This is a genomic window from Arthrobacter glacialis (assembly GCF_002909415.1).
Taxonomy (GTDB): domain Bacteria; phylum Actinomycetota; class Actinomycetes; order Actinomycetales; family Micrococcaceae; genus Specibacter; species Specibacter glacialis.
In genome coordinates this window covers 103,083-128,161 of record NZ_PPXB01000009.1, presented here as the reverse complement: position 1 = coordinate 128,161, position 25,079 = coordinate 103,083, and the positions used below count along the sequence as shown (strand labels likewise).

Genomic DNA, 25,079 nt, shown 5'->3' with positions numbered 1-25,079 from the left:
TTGTTTGGAGCATGCATGTCTAAGAAGCACTCACCCAGCACCACAGTTATTGGCGTCGACATTGGCGGCACGGGCATCAAGGGCGGAATTGTTGACCTGCACAGCGGCGAAGTGGTGGGTAGCAGGTACAGGATCCCCACACCCAGCCCTTCCACACCGCAGGAAGTGGCCAAAGTGGTCAAGGCTATCGTTGACGAGCTGATGACCCGCCCCCACGCCCCCAGCGAAGACGCCCCTGTGGGCATCACGTTCCCGGCCATCATTTCCCACGGTGTGGCCCGCTCTGCAGCCAATGTGGACAAGTCCTGGATCGATGCCGACGTGGATGCCATCTTCACCGAGGAACTGGGCCGCGACGTTCAGGTCATGAATGACGCCGACGCGGCAGGACTGGCCGAGGCCCGCTATGGCGCCGGAAAGGATGTCAAGGGCACCGTCCTGGTCATCACCTTGGGCACGGGCATTGGTTCGGCGTTCATTTACAACGGCAAGTTGATCCCCAATGTTGAGCTGGGCCATCTGGAATTGGACAGCTTTGTCGCCGAAACCAAGGCGTCAGCCAGTGCCCGTGAACGCGACGAGCTGAGCTGGGATGAGTACTCCGTTCGCCTCCAGCGCTACTTCTCCCACGTGGAATTCTTGTTCTCCCCCGAGCTGTTCATCATTGGCGGCGGCATCTCCAAGCGCAGCGAAGACTACCTGCCGCAGTTGAATCTGGCCACGAAGATCATTCCTGCCGAGCTGGCAAACAATGCAGGCATTGTGGGCGGCGCGCTGCAGGCAGCCGTGCATTTCAAGCTGACCAAATAAGTCAGCCGCGGCAGCCTGCACCACCGGCCAACCAACTGACCCGCAGAAAACGCCGAAAATTGAAGGTTTTCACGCGATTTTCGGCGATTTCTGCGGGTCAGTTGGTGTGCAGCTTTGGCTGTGCCTCGCGCAAGGAGCCAGTGTTGCGCAGCTTTGACACTGGCGCCATGCCCGGTATCAGCACTGCGCATGGCCAAAGCCGCCCCGGCTTATGCGCCACACCAACTCCCAGGCTGGCGCATGAGCTGCCCAACTCACCCTTTTTACGGGTCAGTTGTTTAAGGTGGTGGTGCTGGAGGTCTGGGCCAACGGTCCCGAGCCTTGGGCCCCTGCCTTAGATTCGCAGCGCAGCGTTGCAATCGCGCTTTCAAAGTCCTCGAGGGACTCAAAGGCCTGATAGACGCTGGCAAACCGCAAATACGCCACCAGGTCCAGACGTTGCAGGGGTGCCAAAATGGCAAGACCCACGTCATTGGCGTCAATTTCTGCCGCGCCGCTGGCCCTGATGGACTCTTCCACTTCCTGGGCGAGCTTGGCAAGGTCGTCATCGGTGACAGGCCGGCCCTGGCATGCCTTGCGCACGCCGCTGATGATCTTGCTGCGGCTGAAGGGCTCGGCCACCCCTGATCGTTTCGTCACGGACAGGCTGGCCGTTTCCATGGTGCTGAACCGGCGGCCGCATTCGGTGCATTGGCGGCGGCGCCGGATGGAGGAACCGTCGTCGGACAGGCGGGAATCAACCACGCGTGAGTCGGGATTACGGCAAAACGGGCAGTACATGCATATCCCTTCAGGTCCTAATTAGTCCCAGTGTAGAACCAACGGCGGTGAAACTACAATCGTGTAACTACCACACCCGACTCGACCTGTCTAGAGATTCCGGCCAGGGATTAAGGGAAACGCACGGCCACTGCATCACCGTGGGCCGGCAGACCTTCCGCCTTGGACAAAGTGATGACGTGTTCGGCCACCTGGGCCAGGGCATCCTTGTTGTAGTTGATCACCTGAACGGCACGCAGGAACGTGGTGACATTCAAGCCCGAGGAGAAGGCTGCAGTTCCGCTGGTTGGCAGCACGTGGTTGGACCCTGCGCAGTAGTCGCCAAGGCTCACGGGGCTGTAGTCCCCCACAAAAATGGCTCCGGCGTTGGTGATCCGGGCAGCCACGGCGGCAGCGTTCTCGGTAACCACTTCCAGGTGCTCGGCGGCATAGGCATTGCACACGGCCACGCCCTGCGCCAGATCGTCAACAAGAACTATGCCTGACTGAACGCCCGCAAGGGCTGTTTCCACCCGTTCCCGGTGAGCCGTGAGGGCTACCTGGCGGCCCAATTCAACCTCGACGGCGTTGGCCAGGGCGGTGGATGTGGTGATCAGGACGGAGGCGGCGTTGGGATCGTGCTCGGCCTGGCTGATCAGATCGGCTGCCACGAAGACAGGGTTGGCAGTGTGATCGGCCAAGACGGCTATTTCGGTGGCACCGGCTTCGGAGTCAATTCCCACCACGCCCTTGACCAGGCGCTTGGCCGTGGCAACGAAAATATTTCCGGGACCTGTAACCACGTCCACCGGCTCCAGGGCTTCTCCCCCGCCGCTGGCCGTGGTGCCGGCCGCAATGCCATAGGCAAAGGCCGCAATGGCTTGTGCACCGCCCATGGCGTACACCTCGTCAATGCCCAGCAGGGCGGCTGCGGCCAGGACGGTGAGATCCGGCAGTCCGCCGAATTCCTTTTGTGGCGGCGATGCCAGGGCCACCGATCCCACACCCGCTGCGAGGGCGGGAACCACATTCATGATCACCGAGGACGGGTAGGCAGCCAAGCCGCCGGGTACATAGAGACCCACACGGCGGACGGGAATCCAGTGGGAGGAAACCACGGCTCCGTTCGCCACGGGGAAATCAACGTCTGCAGGCTTTTGCGCCTGGGCAAAGGCCTTCGCCCGGGCAATGGACTCTTCCAAGGCTGCCCGAACCGCCGGGTCCAATGATTCAAGCGCCTGCGCAAGCGCAGCGGCAGGGACGCGCGGGTGTTCCTGGGTGACGCCGTCGAACTTCTGCGCCAACTCCGCCAGGGCTGCATGGCCGCGCTGGCGGACATCGGCGATGATGCCGGCAACGGCGTTCTCAGCCGTGGTGACAGTTGACTGGGCCGTGCGGGGAACGGCCTTTTTGAGTTCCGCCAGGGTCAGGGTGCGGCCGCGCAGGTCTGTACGGTTCAACGTCAGGGGGGCCACTGAAGATTCAAGATTGCTCACAACAGCCCAGTTTACCCGTAGCTGATGCACGCACCCCGCATCATTTCACCATGTGGGAACTGGCTGGTTTTGATGCGTATGGCTGGGCAGCGTTTGCTCGGTCGCACCCTGTGCGGGTGTGGGAGTGGCCGGGTAAGTCGCGTAGCTAAACAGTTGCGCGATGAACGCCGTGATGACGCTGGCCAACGGCCACAGGATGAGCACTGTTGGGGACCTGAGCGAAAACACCATGCTGGGGTGCGGCAAATTGTTGGCCGGGGTGTGAAACAAGTCCCCCGCGAAGACACCCATCCGCCAGGCAATCACCGAGCCCACAAAGCCGCCCACCACCATCCCCGCAAAGGCAGCCACGGGCAAGGGGCCGTGGGCCGATGCCCGGCGCTGACGCAGCAGCCACACGGCACTGAGAATGCCACCGGCCACCATCAGCACGGCCAGGACCGCGTCCCTGGGGAACCACGCCATGTAGTCCTCCCCGTCACCGTAGAAGGCTCCTCCCGGCGCCAGCAGCCACCAAGCGACACCGAGCACGGCGCCCAGCACGGCCGAGAAGCCCAGCCCGTGGCGCCAGTGCGTCCTGGAATCTGTCGCTTGCGGGGCGTGGCTCCATGCGCTTTTGCGACGTGCCGGGTAGCCCCTGCGCAACTCACTGCGGGAGAGCTCAGCCGGAACTGGCGGTGGCGTGGGGAGGGCTGGCGGGACCTGCGGAAGAATCTCACTCATTGATTAACCGTAACCGTTGTTGGCTGCTCATCAGCCTTCCAGACAGGTGGGTCCCAGGAGGACCTTCAGGTCACCAAAGAGGGATGGCGTCGGATTGACCCTGTGGTGCAGTGGCAGCTTCATGACCTTCACCGACCGGCTGCCGGACAGGTGCATTTTGACTTCGGTGTTTCCGCGGTGATCACCCAGGATTGATTTCAGGGCCAGCAGCACCTGCTCATTGGCCTTGTGCTCGGGCATGGAAATCACCAGCGGGCCGGCCAGACCCTCGCTGAGATCCGGCACCGTCAATTCCATGGCGTTCAAGGTGATGGCGCCGTCGTCGCGCTTTTGCAACCTGCCCTTGACAACAACAATGAGGTCTTCAGCCAGGATGGTGGCGATGGGCCCGTACACCTGGCCAAAGAACATGACTTCAACGGAGCCGCCCAGGTCCTCAATTTCACAGCGGGCATAGGGGTTTCCGCTGCTCTTGGCTATCCGCCGCTGCAGGTTGGTGATCATTCCCGAAATGGTGATGATGTGGCCATCTTGGGGGCCGTCGTCGGAAAGCAGCTGCGTGATGGAAATGTCCGCGTTTTGGCTCAGCACCCCCTCCAGACCACGTAACGGGTGGTCGGAGACGTACAAGCCAAGCATGTCGCGCTCAAACGCCAGCTTGTCCTTCTTCTCCCATTCGGGAAGGTCGGGGATCTCGGTAATGAGGGCCGATTCTGGTTCGACATCACCGCCCATTCCGGCGAAGAGGTCAAACTGTCCCACGGCCTCGTTGCGTTTGATGGTGATGACCGAATCCACGGCTTCTTCGTGGATCATGGCCAGGGCGCGCCGGGGATGGCCCAGGGAATCAAAGGCGCCGGCCTTGATCAAGGACTCGATGGTGCGCTTGTTGCAGACCACGGCCGGGACTTTCATGAGGAAGTCGGAGAAGTTCTCAAAGTTCCCGCGCTCCAGCCGGGATTCCACCAGGCCGTTGACAACGTTGGCACCTACGTTGCGGATGGCACCCATGCCGAAGCGGATGTCAGTGCCAATGGGCGTGAAGTTCAGCGCCGATTCATTGACATCCGGGGCCAGCACTGTAATGCCCATGTGGCGGCACTCATTCAGGTACAGGGCCAGCTTGTCCTTGTCATCACCAACGCTGGTGAGCAGGGCGGCCATGTATTCGGCCGGGTAGTGCGCCTTGAGATAGGCCGTCCAGTAGCTGATGACGCCGTAGGCGGCCGAGTGGGCCTTGTTGAAGGCGTAGTCGGAGAAGGGCAGCAGGATGGCCCAGAGGGTCTTGACGGCCTCGTCGGTGTAGCCATTGTCGATCATGCCCTGGTGGAAGCCCGCGTATTGCTTGTCCAGCTCGGATTTCTTCTTCTTGCCCATGGCACGGCGCAAGATGTCTGCCCGGCCCAGGGAGTAGCCGGCCAGTTTCTGCGCGATGGACATGACCTGCTCTTGGTACACGATCAGCCCGTAGGTGCCGCCAAGAATGTCCGCCAGGGGCTCTTCCAGCGTGGGGTGGATGGGGGTGATGGGCTGGAGCCCGTTTTTGCGCAGGGCATAGTTGGTGTGCGAATCGGCACCCATGGGGCCGGGCCGGTACAGAGCCAAGACGGCGGAGATATCTTCAAAGTTGTCGGGGCGCATGAGCTTGAGCAGCGACCGCATGGGTCCGCCGTCGAGCTGGAAAACACCCAGGGTGTCACCGCGCGCCATGAGTTCATAGGAGGCGACATCGTCGTACTCCAAACCTTCAAGGTCTAGCTCAAAGCCCTGGTTGGCCTTGATGTTCTCCAGGGCGTCGGTGATGATGGTGAGGTTTCGCAACCCCAAGAAGTCCATCTTGATCAGGCCAAGGCCCTCACTGGTGGGGTAATCGAACTGAGTGATGACCTGGCCGTCTTGGATGCGTCGCATGATGGGGATGACATCGATGATGGGATCCGAGCTCATGATCACGCCGGCCGCGTGCACGCCCCACTGGCGTTTGAGACCTTCCAGGCCCTTGGAGAGTTCAAAGACCTTGGCCGCTTCGGGATCAGTGTTGATCAGGTTGCGGAAGTCCGCCGCCTCGCCGTAGCGCTTGGCCTCGGGATTCTCAATGTCACTGAGCAAAATGTCCTTGGCCATGACGGCCGGCGGCAGCGCCTTGGTCAGCATTTCACCCATGCTGAAGGGGTGCCCCAGCACGCGCGAGGAGTCCTTCAACGCCTGCTTGGTTTTGATGCTGCCGTAGGTGACAATCATGGCAACACGTTCGTCACCGTACTTTTCCGTCACATACTTGATGACCTCATGGCGGCGCCGATCATCGAAGTCCACGTCAAAGTCGGGCATGGACACACGTTCCGGGTTGAGGAAACGCTCAAAGATCAGCCCGTGGCGCAACGGGTCAAGGTCGGTGATGCGCATGGCGTACGCCACCATGGAACCGGCACCGGAACCGCGCCCGGGACCTACGCGGATGCCGTGGTCCTTGGACCAGTTAATGAAGTCGGCCACCACCAGGAAGTAGCCGGGGAAGCCCATCTTGATGATGACATCAAGTTCATAGTCCGCCTGCTTGCGTACGGCGTCAGGGATTCCGCCCGGGTACCTGTAGCGCAGGCCCGTGTCCACCTCCTTGACCAGCCAGGACGTTTCGTCCTCGCCCGGCGGGCAGGGGAACTTGGGCATGTAGTTGGCATTGGTGTTGAAGGAAACGTCGCAGCGCTCGGCGATCAGCAGCGTGTTGTCACAGGCCTCAGGCAGCTCCGAGAACAGTTGGCGCATTTCCGCCGGCGACTTGAGGTAGTAGCCGCTGCCACTAAAGGCAAAACGCTTGCCGCCCTCGTCATAGGTGGGTTCGGTCAGGGTCGACGCCGACTGCAGGGCCAGCAGGGCCTCATGCGCCTTGGCGTCATGCTCGTGGGTGTAGTGGAGGTCATTGGTGGCCACCAGCGGGATCTCAAGTTCCCGGGCCAGGCGCAGCAGGTCCTTGGTGACGCGGCGCTCAATGTCCAGGCCATGGTCCATGAGCTCGCAGAAGTAATTCTCTTTGCCGAAAATGTCCTGGAATTCCGACGCCGCAGCCTTGGCCTCGTTGTACTGACCCAGGCGGAGCCTGGTTTGCACCTCACCCGAGGGGCAGCCCGTGGTGGCGATCAAACCCGAGTGGTACTGGTTGAGCAGTTCCCGGTCCAGGCGCGGGTACTTGCCCATGGGCGAATCCAGGGAACCCAGGGAGGAAGCCCTGAACAGGTTCCGCATGCCCTGGTTGTTGTAGCTGAGCAGCGTCATGTGCGTGTAGAAGCCACCGCCGGAGACGTCGTCCTTGCGCTGGCTCTCATCCGTGCGCCACTTGACCCTGGTCTTGTCGGTGCGCGCCGTGCCGGGAGTGACATAGGCTTCAACGCCAATGATCGGCTTGATGCCGGCGTCGGTGGCCTTCTTCCAGAAGTCGAAGGCACCGAACAGATATCCATGGTCCGTGGTGGCCAGCGCCGGCATGTCCAGGCGTTTGGCTTCCTCAAACAGCTCGGTCAGGCGCGCAGCACCGTCCAGCATGGAGTATTCGGTGTGCGTATGGAGATGGACAAAACTGTCAGTCGATGAGCTAGCCACCGAACCATTCTAGTGCTCAAAAAACAACACCGCCCCGACACGGGGTCGGGGCGGTGTGTGCTTTGATGCTTAAACGCGCCCTAGTGCTCGCCACGCAAGTGGTCCAGGGCATAGATCAAGTCCTGGGGGTAGGGGCTGGTAACCATGACCGGCTCCCCCGACGACGGATGCGTGAAGCCCAGCTTGTGGGCGTGCAGCCATTGGCGGGTCAGGCCCAGTTCTGCTGCCAGCGTGGGATCAGCCCCGTAGGTGAGATCCCCGGCACAGGGGTGGCGCAGGGCTGAGAAATGCACGCGAATCTGGTGGGTCCGCCCGGTTTCCAAGTGCACCTCCACCAGGGACGCCTTGCCGAACGCTTCGAGCACTTCGTAGTGGGTGATGGAAGGCCGGCCATCCTCGATCACGGCAAAACGCCAGTCGAAGCCCGGATGCCGGCCGATGGGCGCATCAATGGTGCCGCGGAGGGGATCGGGCAGACCCTGGACCACTGCGTGATACACCTTCTCCACCGTGCGTTCCCTAAACGCCTGCTTCAAAATCGTGTAGGCGTGCTCGGTCTTGGCCACCACCATGGCCCCGGAAGTGCCAACATCCAAACGGTGCACAATGCCCACACGTTCCGGCGCGCCCGAGGTGGAGATGCGGAAGCCGGCCGCGGCCAGCCCACCCACCACTGTGGGGCCAACCCAGCCCGGGGACGGGTGCGCTGCCACGCCCACGGGCTTGTCCACCACAACAAAGTCTTCGTCGTCGAGCAAAATGTTCAAGCCTTCAACGGGCTCCACCACCACTTCCAGCGGGTCGCGGCGCTCGGGGATGGTCACCTCGACACTGGCACCGGCCTTGAACTTCTCGCTCTTGCCCAGCACCGCACCGTCCTGCAACACGTTGCCCTCGGCGCACAGCAATGCTGCGGCGGAACGGGAGATGCCCAGCAGGGCTGCCAATCCGGCGTCGGCCCGGCGTCCGGCAACGTCCTCGGGGACGCTAAAAGTTTCAGTCATTCTTGGCACCCTTGCCCTGATCCTCGGTGGTCTGCTCAGTAGTGGTCTGCTCAGTGGTTGCCTGCTCAGTTTCCTTCGCGGCCATTTCCTTGGCCGTAGTGCGGGAACCGTCCAGGCCAATGCCCAGCAGGGTCAGGATGCAGATGACGATGACGCCGCCCACCACACCCATGTCGGCCATGTTGAAGATGGCAAAGTTGGGGAAGGAGATAAAGTCAACCACATGGCCCATACCGAACGACGGCGGGCGGAACAGCCTGTCGGTCAGGTTACCCAAGGCCCCACCCAGGACCAGGCCCAAGCCGATGGCCCACCACAGGGAGGAAATGCGGCGTGACATGACGATGATGGCCACAGCAACAGCTGCCATGATCAGGGTGAAGAACCACGTGAAGTCTTCGCCGATGGAGAACGCAGCCCCGGAGTTCCGGATGAAGTACCACTGCAGCAATCCGTCAATGACGGGGATGGTTTGGCCTTCCACCATGGTGGAGGTGACCCACCACTTGGTCAACTGGTCGCATACATAAGCGAAGGCGGCAACGCCGAGCCACAACAACCATGCGGATCTACGGAAGGGTTTGGGGGCGGCCACCTGGCCAGACAGAGAGTTCTCGCTCATGACGCTTTCATTTGTTCTTGGACAAAAGGATTGATTCAATCATAGGTTGCTTGGCAGCCGGCCCGGCCCAGCAAGCATGGGGCGTTAAAGAACTAAAAGCCGGTGGCTCAAGTTTCCTTGGGCCACCGGCTTTTAGTTAGGTGCTTTAAGAATCGGTGTTGCTCTCAGAGAAATCCGGTGCTGCCACCGAACCGCGAGCATCCAAGTCACGCAGCTGACCTTCAATGTAGGTCTTCAGGCGTGAACGGTAGTCGCGTTCGAAACCGCGCAACTGCTCAACCTTGCGTTCGAGCACTGACCGCTGCTGCTCCAGGGCACCGAGCGTCTTGCGGCTCTTCTCCTGGGCATCGTTGACCAAGGTGCTGGCCTCGATCTGTGCTTCTGCAATGATCTTGTCGCGCTGCTCCATGCCTGCACCGACGTATTCGTCGTGGAGGCGCTGGGCCAAGGCAATAACACCCGAAGCTGCATCGGCAGAGGATGCGGTGGCGGCCGGCGCTGGCGCAGCTACTACAACTTCCTCAACAACCGGTGCCGGCTCAACGGCCTTCTCCTTCACCTTGGCAACAGGCTCAGCAGGAGCGGCTTCAACCACTGCCTCAGGAGCCTTGGCCAGCAGCGGTGCTGCCTGCGCAGGGGCTGCTGCAGTGTTTGGTGAGCCGTCTGCGAGCTGCTTGCGCAGTTCGTCGTTCTCTTGATGCAATCGGCGAAGCTCTACGACGATTTCGTCAAGAAAATCGTCGACTTCGTCCTGGTCATAGCCTTCACGGAACTTGGTCGGCTGGAACCGTTTGTTGACAACGTCTTCTGGCGTAAGCGCCATCTAGTCACCTCATTGGTCTTAGTGAGTCTGGAACCGGCCGAAACCTTACCGACTACGGTACCGAATACAAATCTAGCGATCTGCACTGGGGGTCTATCGCTTTTTACAATATAACTTTTCGTGCCTGAAAACTAACGACGCGGCGCTAATTCACAAAACTTTTTGTGACACTCATCCCAATACCCACGCCGACGAGCAATAATATGAAGCCAATATCCAGCGCCATGGAGCCGATCCGGAGCGGCGGGATCAAGGCGCGGAGCTTGCGCAGCGGCGGGTCGGTCAAGCGGTAGACGACCGAGGCGCCCACCAGGGCCGCACCCTTGGGCCGCCAATCCCGGGCGAATACCTGTATCCAATCGAACACCATGCGTAGCAAAAGCGTAAGAAAGTACAGCAGCAGCAACAGGTACAGAAGAACGAAAACAATTGACACGGGTGCACACAATCCCTAGGTAGAGAAATACCGGAGCTTTGAATCTAAGAATAAACCAGTCCAAGGCGGCCGGGTCGGCAGCTTTGGAGCCGGGACTTTTTTATCCCGCACTGTAGATAACGCACGGCCCGGACACTTGGTGCCCGGGCCGTTAAAAAACGTTGCTTGCGCAGTGATTTAGCTCTGGTTGAAAAAGCTTGCCTGTGTGTCGGAGAGCTTCTTGTCATCGCCAAGGACTTCGATATATGACGGCGAGAGAAGAAACACCTTGTTGGTGACTCGTTCAATGGACCCGCGCAAGCCGAAAACCAGGCCAGCTGAGAAGTCCACCAGGCGCTTGGCGTCAGCCTCACCCATGTCTGTCACGTTCATGATGACCGGAATGCCATCGCGGAAGCTCTCGCCAATGATCTTCGCGTCATTGTAGGAGCGAGGATGAACGGTGGTGATCTGACGCAAGCTGACAGCCTCTTCCCGGTTTGATGCGGCACGTTTAATGGGGGTCACCGGAGCCCGGTATTCTTCGTCGCCAGCCTTGGGTGCGGGCGATTCTGCTACTTGAGTCGGGGCCGGCGCTGGTTCGCGCTCATACACCTCGGCATACTCTTCGTCCTTGGGGACAGACGGAGCATGCTCAGCGTCATAGTGCTCGTCACCGTCGGCGAGCCCAAGAAAGATCATTGTCTTGCGCATAGCGCCAGCCATGGTAGCTCCTCATTTGTCTGGAAAACACTAAACCATTTGAACGTTTGAACTCAAGGACACCACAGGCAGGTGCGCGAAACTTCAGTTGTTTTCAACACTCAAAACGCTACAGCACCACGGGACGCGGGGCGAGTATATCGGAACCGACACGCAGGTGTGTTGCCCCGGCAGCCATGGCAGCCTCAAGATCGTGGCTCATGCCTGCGGAAATTCCCGTGGCCCCCGGATGCTGCGCCACGAGCTGGGCGGAAAGCTGGGCCAGCAGCTCAAAGGCCGGTTCGGGGCTGACACCAAGGGGCGCCACCGCCATCAATCCAGCGAGCGTGAGGCCGGGCGTGTCGGCAATGAGGTCTGCCAGCGCCGCCATGTTCGACGGCGCGAGCCCTCCCCGGCCGCTGTTGGCGTCGCCATCGGGGGCGGCCAGGGCCGGGTAGACGGAGGAAAGGTCCAGCTGCAGGAAACAGGCCAGGGGCTTTCGGCCGGTAGCGTCCTGCTGCTGCGCCATGGCGTTGCCCAAGGCACCAACCAGAGAGGCCCTGTCGATCGAGTGGACCGAATGGGCGTAGGCGGCCACAGATTTAGCCTTATTCTTTTGGAGCTGTCCAATGAAGTGCCAGCGCAGATCCGGATCCGCCACCTGCGCCGCTTTTGCCGCGGCCTCCTGGTCACGGTTTTCACCAACGTCACCAACGCCTAACTGGCGCAGGCGCAGCACATCCGCGGCTGGATGAAACTTGGTCACAACTATCAGCGTGGGCTTCACCGTGGAGTTTGCTGCGGCGGCTGCCGCAATGCGCTGCTGAACCACGTCGAGTCGTTCTGAGAGTTGCTCGAAGCGGGGGTCGTGCGAGGTCATACTGTGGATTCCTTTTTTGCTGCTGTGTCCGCTGGGGCGGCCTTGCCCTGCTTGGTGGCGTCTGTGGTGACAAAGCCAATGAAGCGGCCCTCCACCTCCCCGTCCCGTACTGCACGGCGGTGAGAGAAGAACCGGGGGTCTTCCAGGGTGCACACGCCCGCCGGGTGGGCCAGCACTGCCGCGGCGGCCAGCTGGGCGAGCACTGCAGCGGGCAGGTCAAGGGCTGGTGTGTTCCATAAGGTGGTGGCGTAGGCGGCCGGCACCACCGCGGACACTGCGGCCCGCATGGAATCGGGGACTTCGTAGCATTGCCCGCAAATGCTGGGCCCAAGCCATGCCTCAATTCCTTCGGCACCGGCACTGCGCATTTGGGCTACAACGGCAGCTATCACGCCGCTTTCCACCCCGGGCCGGCCCGCATGGGCCACGGCCACCACGGGACTCCCTCCGGGTTTCTCACCCACCAACACGACCGGGACGCAGTCGGCCACCATCACGGCCAAGGCCCGGTCCAACGAGACCATGGCATCAGCCGTGGGAACAGTATCCGCAGCATTGGCCTCACCCAGTGGAGGTGGTGTCGGGTGTGCAACGACAGCCCCATGAACCTGGTTCATGTAGGCCAGGGGCAGGCTCGCCGTGGAACTGCCCAAGGCAGCCAATTCACTGTCCAGGGCGTCCCGGCGTCGTGTCACCTCAACACTGTCATCACCAACATGAAAGGCCAGATTGCCGGCTGTGGTGTCTGTAAAGCCCACCCATACTCCGGGGCGTACTTGTTCAGAAAACCACATACCGTCAACCTGACCATTCAAGGGTGCCTGTGCTGAAGATCAGCAGGCGCGCGTGCTATTTACTTCAAGAAGTCCGGAACATCCAGATCATCGGCACGGTGGCCTGTGAGGTCCGGCTCCACAATGGCAGGCAGTTCAACGTCAAAGCCACCGTCGGCAGGCACGTGGGACCCTGACTGCTGGCCCCACTGGTTCAGGTTGGTGACGGTTGCGCTGCTGGGCACTGCCGCGGGTACGGGCGGAGCCAACTGGGCAGCCGGCTCCTGCGTCTCGCCAGGCTTGTCTGGAGCGTCAAAACCGGCGGCAATGACAGTGACGCGCACTTCGTCGCCCAGGGCGTCGTCAATGACGGCACCGAAGATGATGTTGGCCTCGGGGTGGGCAACTTCCTGGACCAGGCGGGCAGCCTCGTTGATCTCGAACAGACCAAGATCGGAGCCACCCTGGATGGACAGCAGAACGCCGTGCGCACCGTCGATGGACGCTTCCAGCAGCGGGGAAGCAATGGCCAGCTCAGCTGCCTTGACGGCGCGGTCTTCGCCACGTGCCGAGCCAATGCCCATCAAGGCCGAGCCTGCGCCCTGCATCACGGACTTGACGTCAGCGAAGTCAAGGTTGATCAAGCCGGGAGTGGTGATGAGGTCGGTGATGCCCTGAACACCTGACAGCAGCACCTGGTCGGCTGAGCGGAAAGCTTCAAGCACCGAGACATTGCGGTCACTGATGGACAGGAGGCGATCGTTGGGGATCACGATCAGCGTGTCCACCTCGTCACGCAGTGCTTCAATGCCACTGTCGGCGCTGGTGGCGCGACGTCGGCCTTCGAAGGTGAACGGGCGGGTGACCACACCAATGGTCAGCGCGCCTAGGCCGCGGGCAATGCGGGCCACAACAGGCGCGCCACCAGTTCCGGTGCCACCACCTTCACCGGCGGTGACGAAGACCATGTCCGCACCGCGGAGCACCTCTTCGATCTCTTCCTGGTGGTCTTCGGCCGCCTGGCGTCCCACATCGGGGTTGGCGCCGGCACCCAAACCGCGCGTCAGCTCCCGGCCAACGTCAAGCTTGACGTCGGCGTCACTCATCAGCAAGGCCTGTGCGTCGGTGTTGATGGCGATGAACTCAACGCCGCGCAAGCCCACGTCAATCATGCGGTTCACTGCATTTACGCCGCCGCCGCCGATGCCGACGACCTTGATGACTGCCAAGTAATTCTGGGGTGCTGCCACGTTAAGTGTCCCTTGTTCGTATGTTGCCAGAAGTTCTAAAAATCGCTGGTGGCTACCGATGCTTTGAGCCATTTTGTTGCTGCCAGCATGGTTCCTGGGAGCAAACAACAAATTGTACTTGAAGCTTCTGTAGCCTAACCTTCAACTTGAAGGTTATAGTTATGTCAACTATCTCTTCTTAGTGACGCTATGGTGCATCCGCGCTGCATGCAATTACCGCCCCCGCGTGTCGAAAAGAATCCTTACAAAAAGTCCCCAAAACTTCCCCTGGCGCACCCTGTTATTGGCCGGCAGGACACCTCACCGAGTCACGGGGTGACGCGGGGCACTGACGTCAAAGACCTTCGCCGGCACTGGTGCCGGTTTGCCCGGCACCGCGGTGGGCGGCGGGGCATTCAGCAAGGCCTCCAACACCTGCGCCTTGAGCACCATGTCGCTGGCGTTGCCCCAGGTAACGCTGCGCCCGTCCGCAAGCTTAAGCTCCACGGCGTCGGGAGACTTGGCCGAAGCATTGGCCAGCTGCCCCAAGATGGACTGCGGCAGGTTGGCCAACACCGCGGTCATGGCTGCGAAGGTGTCCTTGCCAATGGCTGCCGTGCCGCCGTCGATCAAGGGCAATGCCACCGAGCTCGGATCCTTGGTGGCCGCCAGCTGCACGCCGTCCTGGTCCACCAAAAGGTACTCCTCACCATTTTTCAACAGCGCCACAGGCACCCGCTCCACAATGTGGACCACCAGCGTAGATGGCGGCCTGGCCTCGATGCGCGAACTCTTGACTTGAATAATGGGTTTGAGCAGTTCCGCAACCTCAACACCCCTCACCTGCGGCAAGGGCCTGGACACCAGCGGCGCAACCGCCTCTTGGAGGATCTGCTCCCCCACCAGCTTTTGACCTTCAAATACCACCGTCTTCACGGCCAGCGCCGGTGAAAACAAGGCCATCGCCATGGCCAACGCCACGACTGCCGCAACTGCCAGGGAAGAGAAAAGCAAAGTTCGACGGCGGCGCTTGTGTTCAGGCATGGGGAACGCCAGGACCTGCGCTTGTTGCCCGGCCATGGGCTCCTGCGTGGGCTGGGCCTGCTTGTCCTGCTTGTCCTGCTTGTCCTGCGCAACGGGCTTGGCCGGCCTGGCGAACACCTGGCCCATACCTGCCAGCTTCTTCTTGCCGGCCGGCTTTGCGGTGGCCCCCGCTTCGACTGTTCCAGCCACGTCAGACTGAGCCAACGCTGCCGCCGGTGTTGCCGTATCCGCGGGCAGCGGAGCAACGGAGACCTTGGAGCTGGTGGCCCGAACGGCGGATGACGGCTCCGCCGCACTGTCCTGCCGCGCCGCAGCCAGAGTCTGGGCACGGTCAGGCTGGGCACGGTCAGCCTGGGCGGCACCGGAATTTTCCGCCTGCGCCCGGACAGTCTCGGGCCGGGTCCTGATGACCCGTGGTTTGCGTGGTTCAGCCATCGCTGCGGCCGCCGTCGAGCCCGATGGGTGGGACGTCGGGGGATGCGGGTTCGACGCCGGCATTCAAGGCGGCCACCAAGGCGGGGCCGTACTCGGTGACGTCACCCGCCCCAACAGTTAAGATGATGTCGCCGGGCACAGCCAGGGCCGCCAGCTGCGCCACCGCGGCAGCGGGATCCGGTGCGTAACCAAACGGTGTTGAAAGTGCCCGGGTGATGAGTTCGCTGGTGACACCGGGGACGGGGTCTTCACGAGAGGCGAAAATGTCCAGGACGGCTACTGTGTCCGCCAAGTCCAGGGCCTTGGCGAACTCCGTGGCGAACTCGGCTGTCCTGGAAAACAGGTGCGGCTGAAACAACACGTGAACCTTGTGGCTGCCAGCCACAGTTCTTGCCGCCTTGAGCGCAGCAGTGACTTCAGTGGGATGGTGGGCGTAGTCGTCAAAGACCCTTACCCCGCGTCCTTGCCCCTTGTCTTCAAAGCGCCTGCCAGCACCTCTGAAACCGGCCAGTGCATCCAGTGCAGCCGGCAGTTCTACCCCCAGAGTCAGGGCAACGGCCACAGCGGCCGCAGCATTGCTGAGGTTGTGATCTCCCGGAACCTGCAAACGAAGGGTGTGGGAGCCGGCACCGCCCAGATGATCCGCGAGAACTACCGTGGCCGTGGTGTGCAAGCCGTCGTGGGTGCCCGGAATCAGACGGATGTCAGCTGCCGGGGAGAACCCGTAGCTGATACACCGCTTTCCGGCAGCTGCGGCTTGGGCAGCCAAGGCGGCCGATCCGGCGTCGTCGGCGCAGGCAACCAGCGTGCCATCCGCCGGCAGGAGACCCATGAACTGCTCAAAGGCAGCAAACACGGCCTCGGCCGTGCCGTAGTGGTCCAGGTGGTCGGCCTCAAGGTTGGTCACCACCGCAATGTTCGGCCTGTAGTTCAGGAAGGAGGCATCGGACTCGTCGGCCTCTGCCACAAACACGGCGGCACTGCCGTGGGCTGCGTTGACGCCCAGGCCCGCAACGGTGCCACCCACAGCAAAGGAGGCATCCACCCCTGCGCCCTTGAGCATCACGGTGATCATGGAGGTGGTGGTGGTTTTGCCGTGGGTGCCTGCCACGGCAACCACGACATCCTCGGCCATGGCGGCGGCGAGGGCCTGGGATCTGTGCAGGACACGGAGCCCGCCGGCACGGGCAGCCATAAGTTCAGGGTTGTTCTCCCTGATGGCCGTGGAAACAACCACTGTGTCAACGGCTGCAACGTTTTCGGCGGCCTGGCCCACGTGGACTATGGCACCCATGGCGCCGAGCTCAGCCAGGGCCGCTGATGCTTTGGCGTCCGAGCCGCTCACGGCAAGGCCCTGTCCCAGCATGATCCGGGCAATGGCGGACATGCCGGCCCCGCCCATGCCAATGAAATGCACGCGGCCCAGTTCCGCCAGCGTTGGCGGCTGGTACGGCGCTGAGGTGTTCTTGCCACTCATGTGATTCACTTCCCGCCTGCAGCCAAAACCATGTCCGCCATGCGTTCGGCGGCGTCACGAATACCCCAATGCGAAGCAGTGCTGGACATCTTGTCCAGCCGCGGCTCGTCGAGGCACAAGGGAATTAGTTCACTTTCAATCCAGTGGGCATCCAGTTCGGCATCGGGCACCAGCAGCGCAGCACCGGCGCCCACCAGCTCGGCGGCGTTACGGGCTTGTTCGCCGTTGCCTATGGGCAGCGGCACAAACACGGCAGGAAGTCCGACGGCCGCCACCTCCGACACTGTGCCGGCACCTGAGCGGCACAACAGCAGACTTGCCGCGGCGTACACGTCCTCCATGGCGTCAACATATTCCACCTGGCGGTAATGATCTGCGCGCAGCAGTTCCCCGTCGTGGGCCTTGACGGATTTGCCCTTGCCGGTGATGTGCAGGGTTTGAATCCCTGCCGCTGCCAGGGCTTCAACGGCCCCGGCCACGGCGTTGTTCAGGCGCAGTGCGCCCAGGGATCCTCCGGTGACGATCAAGGTGGGCAGGTGCGCATCCAAGCCCAGCCGTTCGCGGGCGGCACTTTGCGCCTTGGCCCGGTTCAACGTTGCCACACTGTGCCGCATGGGCATCCCCACCAGGTGGGCGTGGCGGATCTTGGTTGCGGCAAAGGCCGTGCCAACGTAGGTGGTGTAGCGGGCGCCAAGCTTGTTGGCAATCCCTGCCTTGGTATTGGCCTCATGGATAACAATGGGCACCTGCAGCGACTTTGCGGCCAGATACATGGGTGTGCAGACGTAGCCGCCCACACCCACCAAAACATCCGCTTTGGCATCACGGAGTATTTTCTTGGCCGTGCGCACAGCTCCCCGCATGCGCCACGGCAGCTTGAGCAGGTCAATGGATGGTTTGCGTGGCAGCGGGATGCGGTCAATCAGCACCAGTTCAAACCCGGCTGCCGGAACCAAGGTTGTTTCCAATCCTGCTTCAGTGCCCACGGCCACGATGGCCGCTTGGGGTGTCCTGTCTCGGATGGCTGCGGCGATGGCAAGGAGCGGGCTGACATGCCCTGCGGACCCTCCCCCGGCCAGGACTACTGACAGTGGGGAGTTGTGGTTCTGCGTCATGACGTCTTCAGGGTGCTTTCTGGGTCAGTTCGGGAAAAGGAAAGGACTACGCCCAGGGCCGCCAGCACCATGATCAGTGCCGTCCCGCCGTAGGAAATTAGTGGCAGGGGAACACCAATGACTGGCAACAGGCCAACCACCACCGCAATGTTCACCACGGCCTGGCCAATGATCCAAGTCAAGATCATCCCACACACGATCCGGGAGAAGGGGTCGTTGCGGGTGTTGATGACACGGAAAATGGCGAATGCCAATACCCCGTACAGGCCAACAATCACCAGGGTGCCCAGCAGACCAAATTCTTCCCCGATGATGGCGAAGATGAAGTCGTTATGCGCTTCAGGGATCCAGTTCCACTTTTGCCTGCTTTGACCCAGACCAACACCAAACCAGCCGCCGGAGGCCAGGGCATACATGCCATTCAAGTACTGGTCACACACACCTGGCTCGCTGCAGTCACCGAGCCAGGCCGAAAAGCGGCTGGTGCGGTTGCTGCTGAGTAGGGAAAGCAGTGCTGCAGCGACGCCGGCCAGCACCAGGGCCAGCGCCAGAAACCGCTTCTGGACCCCCGCGAAGGCCAGGCCGGCCAGCACCATCATGCCCACAATGATCGCCGTGCCCATATCCTTGCCGAACAGAATCAAACCCAGAATAATACCTGCCCCAAGACCCACGGGGAAGAGGACGTGCGGCAGCTTGCGCACCAGACGCCCCTTCGTGGCCAGCACTGCCCCCATCCAGATGGCCAGGGCAAGTTTTGCGGCCTCGGAGGGCTGGAACTGAACGGGTCCAATTTCGAGCCAGTTCTTGTTACCTGCGATGTCCACTCCCATGGGGGTGAAAATCAGGGCCAGCAACAAAATTGCCAGGCCCATCAAGGGATAGGAAAGCTTCTTGTACCAGGCGGAAGGCAAGCAGGAGAGGATAAACATCAGCACCATCCCGCCCACGGCAAATTGGGATTCCCGAATGAAAAGACCGTAGGGGTCCTTGCCTTCGGAAATTGTTTCAGCCGTTGAGGCGGACAGGACAGTCATGCGCCCAATGATGGTCAGGGTGACGGTTGTTCCGATGATCCAGTAGTAGGACGCCGTGGGCCTTCCCACATGCGCGTTGAACCAGTCCCTGTGCCGTTTAAACGGGCGCGCCTTAGCAGGTGTCTGCGCGGTGGCCCGCGGTTTTGACTGCTTGGCAGCCGGCGTGGAAACCTCGGCCGATGGCTCCACAACAGCTTTGCCCTTGGCGGGGCGAACGGCGGATGTGCCTGGCTGTGTGGGCGTCTTGGCCACTATGACTCCTTTTTGGCGCTTGCCCGTGATTCCAACAGTTCCCTGACGGCGTCAATAAACGCCTGGCCACGGTGGGCGTAGGACGTGAATTGGTCCATCGAGGCCGACGCCGGCGCCATGAGCACCGTGTCCCCCGGTGTGGAGAGAGCCGCGGCTTCTGCCACTGCTTGTGCCATCACACCATCACCATTGGCTGTTTTCCCAACAGTTTCAGTGTGCGCCCCACTCGCCATGATCACACGGACATTGGGGGCGTGGCGTGCCAACGAGTTGGCCAGGGCTGAGCTGTCCTCCCCGATGAGGACAACTGCTTTGAGTCGGGGCGCGTGCTCTCGCACCAGCTCGTTGTAGTCAACACCTTTTGACAGTCCGCCGGCAATCCAGATCACGGGATTGAAAGAAGCCAGTGAGGCCGCTGCCGCATGCGGGTTGGTGGCCTTTGAGTCATTGACCCACAGCACTCCCTCCGCGGACGCCACGGCCTGAATCCTGTGGTCACCGTTATGGTAGGCCTGCAGGCCCTTGCGCACATCAGCAGGCGTCAAGCCGTAGGCCAGGACTAGGGCAGCAGCGGCAGCAGCATTGGCCACCAGGTGCCGCGGCACAAGATCACCAATTTCGCTGATCGCAGCCAGTTCGGTGGCTGAATCCTTGCGTTCGGCAAGGAAAGCTCTATCGACCAGCAAGCCCTCAACCACACCCACCATGCTGATGGCGGGGATGGAGGTGGTGAATCCTACGGCGCGGCAGCCCTCTTGAACGTCTGCCGCTTCAACCATGCGTTCGGTTTCGATTTGTTCGGCGTTGTACACGCAGGCTATCTGGGTGTTGGCATAGATCTTGGCCTTGTCGCTGGCATAGGCATCAAAGCCACCGTGCCAGTCAACATGGTCTTCGGCAAGGTTGAGGCAGACGCTGGCAACGGGCGCCACGGATTCGGTCCAGTGCAATTGAAAGCTGGAAAGTTCCACTGCCAGTGCGTCATAGCCTTCCGGGTCACGCACGGCGTCGAGGATTGGAGTGCCAATATTGCCCGCCGCTATGGCTCGCAAACCGGCGCCCTGCAACATCGATTCCACCATGGTGGTTGTGGTGGTCTTGCCGTTGGTGCCGGTAATAGTGATCCATGCAGCCGTCTTCCGGCCGGCCTTGGTGCGCACCCGCCACGCCAGTTCAACATCGCCCCAAATGGGGATGTTGGCCGCTGCGGCGGCAGCCAGCAAGGGATGGTCGGGCCGGTATCCGGGGCTTGTCACCACCAGCTGCGGTTGTTCACCCTCAACCAGGGGCAGCATTGTTGAGGTTGCCGCACCAAGGATGACGTCCTTGACGCCCACAATCTTCAGCGTGTCGGCAAGAGCCAGGGATTCGGCGTCGTCCGAGGCGGCCACCACCACCACGCGGGCACCCAACTCGGCCAAGGTGTCTGCAACGGAAAACCCGGTCTTGCTGATGCCGGTCACAACCACCGCCAGTCCGGCCCAATCGGCGTCCCAGGAGGTCAGCGATTCGAGGCGGTGGGCGGTTGTGTCCGTTGGTGCAGTTTCACTCACAGTCGAACAATCCATTCAGCGTAGAAGGCGCCAAGGCCCACGGCGACCATGAGTCCAGCCAAAATCCAGAACCGCACAACCACTGTGACTTCCTTCCAGCCCTTGAGCTCGAAGTGGTGCTGCAGGGGTGCCATGAGGAACACTCGCTTGCCCTTGGAGAGCTTGAAGAAGCCCACCTGGATGATGACGGAGAACGTGATCAGGACGAAGAGGCCGCCAATGATGGCCAGCAGCAGTTCGGTGCGCGAGAGGATGGCGAAGCCTGCCATGGCGCCGCCAATGGCCAGGGAGCCGGTGTCGCCCATGAAAATCTTTGCCGGTGAGGTGTTCCACCACAGGAACCCAATCAGGGCAGCAAACATGATGGCTGCCAGCAGGGACAGGTCCAACGGGTCCCGGACTTCGTAGCAGACGGTTTCCGCCGGGAGTTTGCCGCCGCCGCAGGCTTGGCTGCTCTGCCACATGCCAATGAGCGTGTAGGCGCCAAAGACCAGGATCGCAGCGCCCGTGGCCAGGCCATCCAGCCCGTCGGTCAGGTTCACGCCGTTGGTGGCTGCGGCAATGATCAGGTTTGACCACACCACGAACAAGACAACGCCCAAACCTGCCCCGGCAAAGGCCAGGTTCAGTGAGGGGATGTCCCTGGCAAAGGAGATGAAGGTGCTGGCAGGTGTTCGCCCCAACTCATTGGGGAACCCCAAGGCCATGATGGCGAAGGCGATGCCCACGATTGCCTGGCCGGCCAGCTTGCTCTTGGCGTTCAAGCCAGTGTTGTGTTGCTTGGTGATTTTGAGGAAGTCATCCAGGAAGCCCACCAATCCCATGCCCACCATCAGGAAGATCATGAGCAGTCCCGAGGCTGTGGGGCCGGCGGAGTTCGGGTTCAGGAGCCACACAATCAGGTGTGTGATGAAGTAGGAGGCCACCACGGAGCCGACCACCACTGTGCCGCCCATGGTGGGCGTGCCGCGTTTGATTTGGTGGCTGGTGGGACCGTCCTCGCGGATGATCTGTCCATAGCCTTGCTTAACCAGGAAACGGATAAACAAGGGGGTGCCGATCATGGCGAAGGCCAAGGCCAAGCCAGCACCAATGAGCAATGCAATCATGGCTGGTCAGTCCTTTCACCTGTTGTTATGTCACTTATTTCTGTGGGGCCGTTCCCCGAAGGTAATGCTATCCGATCACCTAGGAACCTCAGCCCTGAACCATTGGATGATTTGACCAAAACTATGTCCCCTGGCTCAAGTTCTGCCTCCAGTACTTGGTAGGCGGCGTCGGCATCGTCAAAGAACATGGATTCGTTGCCCCATGATCCTTCCATGACGGCGCCCACGTGCATGGCCCGGGCGCCTGTGCCCACCACCAGCAGTCGGGAGATGTTCAGCCGCACGGCAACCCGGCCCACGGCGTCATGCTCCAACACCGAGTCATTGCCAAGTTCAAGCATCTCGCCCAGCACCGCCCAGGTGCGCCGGGCGCCACTTCCGCCGAGCTCGGCAAGGGTGCGCAGGGCCGCCCGCATGGATTCGGGGTTGGCGTTGTAGGCGTCATTGATGATGCTCACACCGTCGCTGCGGTCAGTGCGCTCCATCCGGTACCGGCTGGCAGCTTTTTGCACATTCAGCGATGAAACAATGTCGGCAGGGCCAATGCCCAGGGCATGGGCGGCGGATGCGGCAGCCAAAAGATTGGTGACATGGTGGAGCCCCAGCAATTTGCTGCGCACCTGCCATGGTTGGGTGCTGCCCGGGAAGATCAGGTCAAACTCGGGCTGACCGTCTGCGTTGGTTTGCACATTGCGGGCCTGCAGGAAGTCCTGCCCGCCTTCGGTGGTTTCTTCAGCCACGGCCGCATCGGCGCTGCTGAAGAAGGTAATGGGTGCAGTGGAGCGCTGCGCCATGGCCCGGACCCGCTGGTCATCAAAGTTCAGCAGTGCCCGGCCAGCAGGGGCCAGTGACTCCACCAGTTCACCCTTGGCAACGGCAATGTTGTCAATGGAGCCAAACTCGCCGGCGTGGGCGCTGCCCACACACAAGACAACACCAAGGTCGGGGCGGACCATGCTGGAAAGGTAGGAAATCTGCCCCATTTTGGTGGCGCCCATTTCAATGATCAAGTACCGGGTGCTCTCCACTGCACGGAATACAGTCAGCGGCACACCCACTTCACCGTTATAGGACCCCACGGGCGCCACTGTCTCACCCTGTGGGGACAAAATGCCGCTCAAGAGGTCCTTCGTAGTGGTCTTTCCGGCTGAACCGGTAATCCCAATGACGCTTACGGGTGAGTGGGCCCGAATACGCCGCAAGACCTCGGCGGCCAAGACGCCCATGGCGAGCACGGCGTCGGCAACAATAACAGCCGGGAAGGGAGTGCCGGCGTCGTCCGAAGCAACCTGGCGCTCGGCCAGCACAGCAACTGCACCGGCGGCAAGCGCCGCGCCAATGAAGTCATGGCCGTCGGAGTTTTCCCCCGCCTTGGCCACGTACATGCTCCCCGGAACTGCGTCGCGGGAATCGGTGACGATCTTGGCCACGTCCACAGACGTGTTCGGATCAAGGGTGGCTGAAAGCGTGCCATTGGTAAGCGCGGCAATGTGGGCCGCAGAAAATTCAATCATCAGTTGAGGACTCTATCGTGGTTGGCGCTGTGATCGGGAATCCGCGGGCTGTCAAGGCAGCCCGCAATTCGACCCTGTCATCGAGGGAAAGATTGACCCCTTTGACTTCTTGATAAACTTCGTGGCCGCGCCCGGCCACCAATATGACGTCGACGGCCGTGGCCAGCTCAACGGCGCGGTCAATGGCGTTGGCCCGCTGGTCGAATTCTTCGATAATCCGGCCCAAGGCGCCACGCTCATTGGCCGCAACGGCCCCGGCCAGCACGTCTGCCCGGATGGCTGCCGGGTCCTCATCATGCGGATCGTCGTCGGTGATAATCACCACGTCGGCGTATTGGGCCACCACAGCACCCATAATGGGGCGTTTGGTGGCGTCCCGCTCCCCCGTGGCACCAAAGACAGCAATCACGCGGGCGCCGGCGGTGGCCGGGCGGACAGCCTGCAGGGCCCTTTGAAGGGCGTCAGGATTGTGCGCAAAATCGACCACTGCCACGGGGGCGGTGCCAATGAGCTGCATACGCCCGGGCACTTCAACGGAGAACGGGTCATGACTGTCCAGGGCGTGTTGCAGGCGTGCCAGCACCTCCTGGCTCGCAGCGTGGGGCACTGCGCCGTCCCCGGGCTGGGCAGCTTCGGCAAGCAGTTGCGTGGTCACCATGAGCAACGCCAGGGCGGCGTTGGAGACATTGAAGTCACCGGGCAGGGCTGTGCCGGCCCGCAAAACTTCACCGGCCGGTCCGTGCAGGCTGAAGCGTGAGCCGATTCCGTCCCGGCGCACAGTGCGCACCTGCCAGTGGTTCGCCGCGTCCGTGGGGGTGATGCTGGCGTCCGTGGTGGACAAGGTGACTGTGGGCACGTTGCTGGCGGCGGCCATCCGCAGGCCCCAGCTGTCATCAACGCAGATCACGGCCGCGCTAGCGTGCTGGGGCGTGAACAGGGCCGCCTTGGTTTCGAAGTAGGCTTCCATGCCCCCGTGCAGGTCCAGGTGGTCCTGGGTCAGGTTGGTAAATCCTGCCACGTTGAAGCGCACCGAATCCACCCGCCCGAAGGCCAAGGCGTGCGAGGAGACCTCCATAGAGGCGGCTGCTATGCCACGCTCAGCCATGACGGCCAGCAGGGCGTGAATGTCAGTGGATTCCGGGGTGGTCAACTTGCTGGGGATGGCAACATCCCCAGCAAGAATCTCAATGGTGCCTATGAGCCCTGTGGTGTTCCCCAAGGCCTGAAGCAATGAATTCAAGAAGTACGTTGTGGTGGTCTTGCCGTTGGTGCCGGTAACAGCAAACAATGGCAGCGTGGTGCTGATGGCGGCTGTGCCGTAAACAGTGGCGGCCACAACGCCAGTGGCTGCCCGGGCATCGTCGACAGTGAGCACCGGAACATTGGACCCTCCGGCCAAAAGGCGCGTGCCGGCGTCGTCCGTCAAGATGGCAGCGGCACCGCTGGCAACGGCTGAGGCAGCAAATTGCGCACCATGGGTTTTGGCGCCCGGCAGGGCAATATAGAGATCGCCCGGACAAATGGCGCGTGAATCCAGGCTGACGCCGGTGACCCGCAGGGCTGCCGCGGTGTCCATGGGGTGGCTCAGTGCGGCTTCCAGCAAGGCTGCAAGCTCTCCGAGGGTGGCCCCTTGGGGGTGGTGCGGACGCAGCGGCGCCGACGGAATATTCACAGGCACTTCCACGCCATCCTTTTCATTCACAATACTTA

General features: G+C 61.6%; 21 protein-coding genes. 1 reads left to right on the top strand and 20 read right to left on the bottom strand.

Going from position 1 to position 25,079, the window contains the following annotated elements:
* Positions 1–15: 15 nt before the first annotated feature.
* Positions 16–810 (top strand): polyphosphate--glucose phosphotransferase, encoded by a 795-nt coding sequence (ppgK, locus tag CVS28_RS12385; RefSeq protein WP_103466222.1) that lies wholly within the window; start codon positions 16–18, stop codon positions 808–810.
* A 270-nt stretch (positions 811–1,080) separates the two neighbouring features.
* Here the strand turns inward: ppgK and nrdR are convergent, their stop codons facing one another.
* The 20 genes from nrdR to CVS28_RS12285 form a co-directional block, all read right to left on the bottom strand.
* Positions 1,081–1,590, bottom strand: a complete 510-nt coding sequence (gene nrdR / locus CVS28_RS12380) for a transcriptional regulator NrdR (RefSeq protein ID WP_103466223.1) — start codon at positions 1,588–1,590, stop codon at positions 1,081–1,083.
* Positions 1,591–1,700: 110 nt separating this feature from the next.
* Positions 1,701–3,065, bottom strand: a complete 1,365-nt coding sequence (hisD, locus tag CVS28_RS12375) for a histidinol dehydrogenase (protein ID WP_103481689.1) — start codon at positions 3,063–3,065, stop codon at positions 1,701–1,703.
* 45 nt (positions 3,066–3,110) lie between these two features.
* A complete protein-coding gene (locus CVS28_RS12370; protein ID WP_103481688.1) occupies positions 3,111–3,788 on the bottom strand; it encodes a hypothetical protein in 678 nt (225 codons plus the stop codon).
* Positions 3,789–3,818: 30 nt separating this feature from the next.
* A complete protein-coding gene (gene dnaE / locus CVS28_RS12365; RefSeq protein ID WP_103466225.1) occupies positions 3,819–7,385 on the bottom strand; it encodes a DNA polymerase III subunit alpha in 3,567 nt (1,188 codons plus the stop codon).
* Between the two features lie 80 nt (positions 7,386–7,465).
* On the bottom strand, positions 7,466–8,389 hold the full coding sequence (locus CVS28_RS12360) for an RluA family pseudouridine synthase (protein WP_103481687.1): 924 nt from the start codon (positions 8,387–8,389) through the stop codon (positions 7,466–7,468).
* A complete protein-coding gene (lspA, locus tag CVS28_RS12355) occupies positions 8,382–9,011 on the bottom strand; it encodes a signal peptidase II (protein WP_103466227.1) in 630 nt (209 codons plus the stop codon). Before lspA ends, CVS28_RS12360 begins: the two co-directional genes overlap by 8 nt.
* A gap of 145 nt (positions 9,012–9,156) precedes the next feature.
* On the bottom strand, positions 9,157–9,834 hold the full coding sequence (locus CVS28_RS12350) for a DivIVA domain-containing protein (protein WP_103466228.1): 678 nt from the start codon (positions 9,832–9,834) through the stop codon (positions 9,157–9,159).
* 145 nt (positions 9,835–9,979) lie between these two features.
* Complete coding sequence (locus CVS28_RS12345; RefSeq protein ID WP_103466229.1) at positions 9,980–10,270, bottom strand: YggT family protein; 291 nt, start codon at positions 10,268–10,270, stop codon at positions 9,980–9,982.
* Between the two features lie 177 nt (positions 10,271–10,447).
* The gene (locus tag CVS28_RS12340) at positions 10,448–10,975 is read right to left on the bottom strand and encodes a cell division protein SepF (RefSeq protein ID WP_103466230.1); all 528 of its coding nucleotides are present in this window, start codon (positions 10,973–10,975) and stop codon (positions 10,448–10,450) included.
* A 106-nt stretch (positions 10,976–11,081) separates the two neighbouring features.
* Positions 11,082–11,831 (bottom strand): YggS family pyridoxal phosphate-dependent enzyme, encoded by a 750-nt coding sequence (locus tag CVS28_RS12335; protein ID WP_103481686.1) that lies wholly within the window; start codon positions 11,829–11,831, stop codon positions 11,082–11,084.
* Positions 11,828–12,625 carry a laccase domain-containing protein gene (locus tag CVS28_RS12330; RefSeq protein WP_103481685.1) on the bottom strand — a complete coding sequence of 266 codons (798 nt, stop codon included), beginning with the start codon at positions 12,623–12,625 and terminating at the stop codon, positions 11,828–11,830. Before CVS28_RS12330 ends, CVS28_RS12335 begins: the two co-directional genes overlap by 4 nt.
* Before the next feature lie 59 nt (positions 12,626–12,684).
* Positions 12,685–13,854 carry a cell division protein FtsZ gene (gene ftsZ / locus CVS28_RS12325; protein WP_103466233.1) on the bottom strand — a complete coding sequence of 390 codons (1,170 nt, stop codon included), beginning with the start codon at positions 13,852–13,854 and terminating at the stop codon, positions 12,685–12,687.
* A gap of 300 nt (positions 13,855–14,154) precedes the next feature.
* The gene (locus CVS28_RS12320; RefSeq protein WP_165788141.1) at positions 14,155–15,312 is read right to left on the bottom strand and encodes a cell division protein FtsQ/DivIB; all 1,158 of its coding nucleotides are present in this window, start codon (positions 15,310–15,312) and stop codon (positions 14,155–14,157) included.
* On the bottom strand, positions 15,305–16,789 hold the full coding sequence (gene murC, locus CVS28_RS12315; RefSeq protein ID WP_103466235.1) for a UDP-N-acetylmuramate--L-alanine ligase: 1,485 nt from the start codon (positions 16,787–16,789) through the stop codon (positions 15,305–15,307). The genes CVS28_RS12320 and murC overlap by 8 nt, the downstream gene beginning before the upstream one ends.
* Before the next feature lie 5 nt (positions 16,790–16,794).
* Positions 16,795–17,904, bottom strand: a complete 1,110-nt coding sequence (gene murG, locus CVS28_RS12310; protein WP_103466236.1) for an undecaprenyldiphospho-muramoylpentapeptide beta-N-acetylglucosaminyltransferase — start codon at positions 17,902–17,904, stop codon at positions 16,795–16,797.
* Positions 17,901–19,193, bottom strand: coding sequence for an FtsW/RodA/SpoVE family cell cycle protein (locus CVS28_RS12305; protein ID WP_103466237.1), 1,293 nt, complete (start codon positions 19,191–19,193; stop codon positions 17,901–17,903). The genes murG and CVS28_RS12305 overlap by 4 nt, the downstream gene beginning before the upstream one ends.
* Positions 19,193–20,746: a UDP-N-acetylmuramoyl-L-alanine--D-glutamate ligase gene (murD, locus tag CVS28_RS12300; protein ID WP_423716400.1), complete on the bottom strand. Its 1,554-nt coding sequence runs from the start codon at positions 20,744–20,746 to the stop codon at positions 19,193–19,195. Before murD ends, CVS28_RS12305 begins: the two co-directional genes overlap by 1 nt.
* Positions 20,743–21,855, bottom strand: a complete 1,113-nt coding sequence (gene mraY / locus CVS28_RS12295; protein ID WP_103466239.1) for a phospho-N-acetylmuramoyl-pentapeptide-transferase — start codon at positions 21,853–21,855, stop codon at positions 20,743–20,745. The genes murD and mraY overlap by 4 nt, the downstream gene beginning before the upstream one ends.
* Positions 21,852–23,369, bottom strand: a complete 1,518-nt coding sequence (locus tag CVS28_RS12290; protein WP_103481682.1) for a UDP-N-acetylmuramoyl-tripeptide--D-alanyl-D-alanine ligase — start codon at positions 23,367–23,369, stop codon at positions 21,852–21,854. The genes mraY and CVS28_RS12290 overlap by 4 nt, the downstream gene beginning before the upstream one ends.
* Positions 23,362–25,071, bottom strand: a complete 1,710-nt coding sequence (locus tag CVS28_RS12285) for a UDP-N-acetylmuramoyl-L-alanyl-D-glutamate--2,6-diaminopimelate ligase (protein WP_243399867.1) — start codon at positions 25,069–25,071, stop codon at positions 23,362–23,364. The genes CVS28_RS12290 and CVS28_RS12285 overlap by 8 nt, the downstream gene beginning before the upstream one ends.
* Positions 25,072–25,079: the final 8 nt, after the last annotated feature.

Excerpts from the sequence above, each read along its gene's own strand:
- CVS28_RS12330 (WP_103481685.1), bottom strand. The coding sequence starts at position 12,625 with ATGTGGTTTTCTGAACAAGTACGCCCCGGAGTATGGGTGGGCTTTACA.
- CVS28_RS12290 (WP_103481682.1), bottom strand. The coding sequence starts at position 23,369 with ATGATTGAATTTTCTGCGGCCCACATTGCCGCGCTTACCAATGGCACG.
- CVS28_RS12335 (WP_103481686.1), bottom strand. The coding sequence starts at position 11,831 with ATGACCTCGCACGACCCCCGCTTCGAGCAACTCTCAGAACGACTCGAC.
- CVS28_RS12360 (WP_103481687.1), bottom strand. The coding sequence starts at position 8,389 with ATGACTGAAACTTTTAGCGTCCCCGAGGACGTTGCCGGACGCCGGGCC.
- CVS28_RS12320 (WP_165788141.1), bottom strand. The coding sequence starts at position 15,312 with ATGGCTGAACCACGCAAACCACGGGTCATCAGGACCCGGCCCGAGACT.
- nrdR (WP_103466223.1), bottom strand. The coding sequence starts at position 1,590 with ATGTACTGCCCGTTTTGCCGTAATCCCGACTCACGCGTGGTTGATTCC.
- CVS28_RS12350 (WP_103466228.1), bottom strand. The coding sequence starts at position 9,834 with ATGGCGCTTACGCCAGAAGACGTTGTCAACAAACGGTTCCAGCCGACC.
- murG (WP_103466236.1), bottom strand. The coding sequence starts at position 17,904 with ATGACGCAGAACCACAACTCCCCACTGTCAGTAGTCCTGGCCGGGGGA.
- ppgK (WP_103466222.1), top strand. The coding sequence starts at position 16 with ATGTCTAAGAAGCACTCACCCAGCACCACAGTTATTGGCGTCGACATT.
- CVS28_RS12340 (WP_103466230.1), bottom strand. The coding sequence starts at position 10,975 with ATGGCTGGCGCTATGCGCAAGACAATGATCTTTCTTGGGCTCGCCGAC.
- CVS28_RS12370 (WP_103481688.1), bottom strand. The coding sequence starts at position 3,788 with ATGAGTGAGATTCTTCCGCAGGTCCCGCCAGCCCTCCCCACGCCACCG.
- mraY (WP_103466239.1), bottom strand. The coding sequence starts at position 21,855 with ATGATTGCATTGCTCATTGGTGCTGGCTTGGCCTTGGCCTTCGCCATG.
- lspA (WP_103466227.1), bottom strand. The coding sequence starts at position 9,011 with ATGAGCGAGAACTCTCTGTCTGGCCAGGTGGCCGCCCCCAAACCCTTC.
- murC (WP_103466235.1), bottom strand. The coding sequence starts at position 16,789 with ATGAGTGGCAAGAACACCTCAGCGCCGTACCAGCCGCCAACGCTGGCG.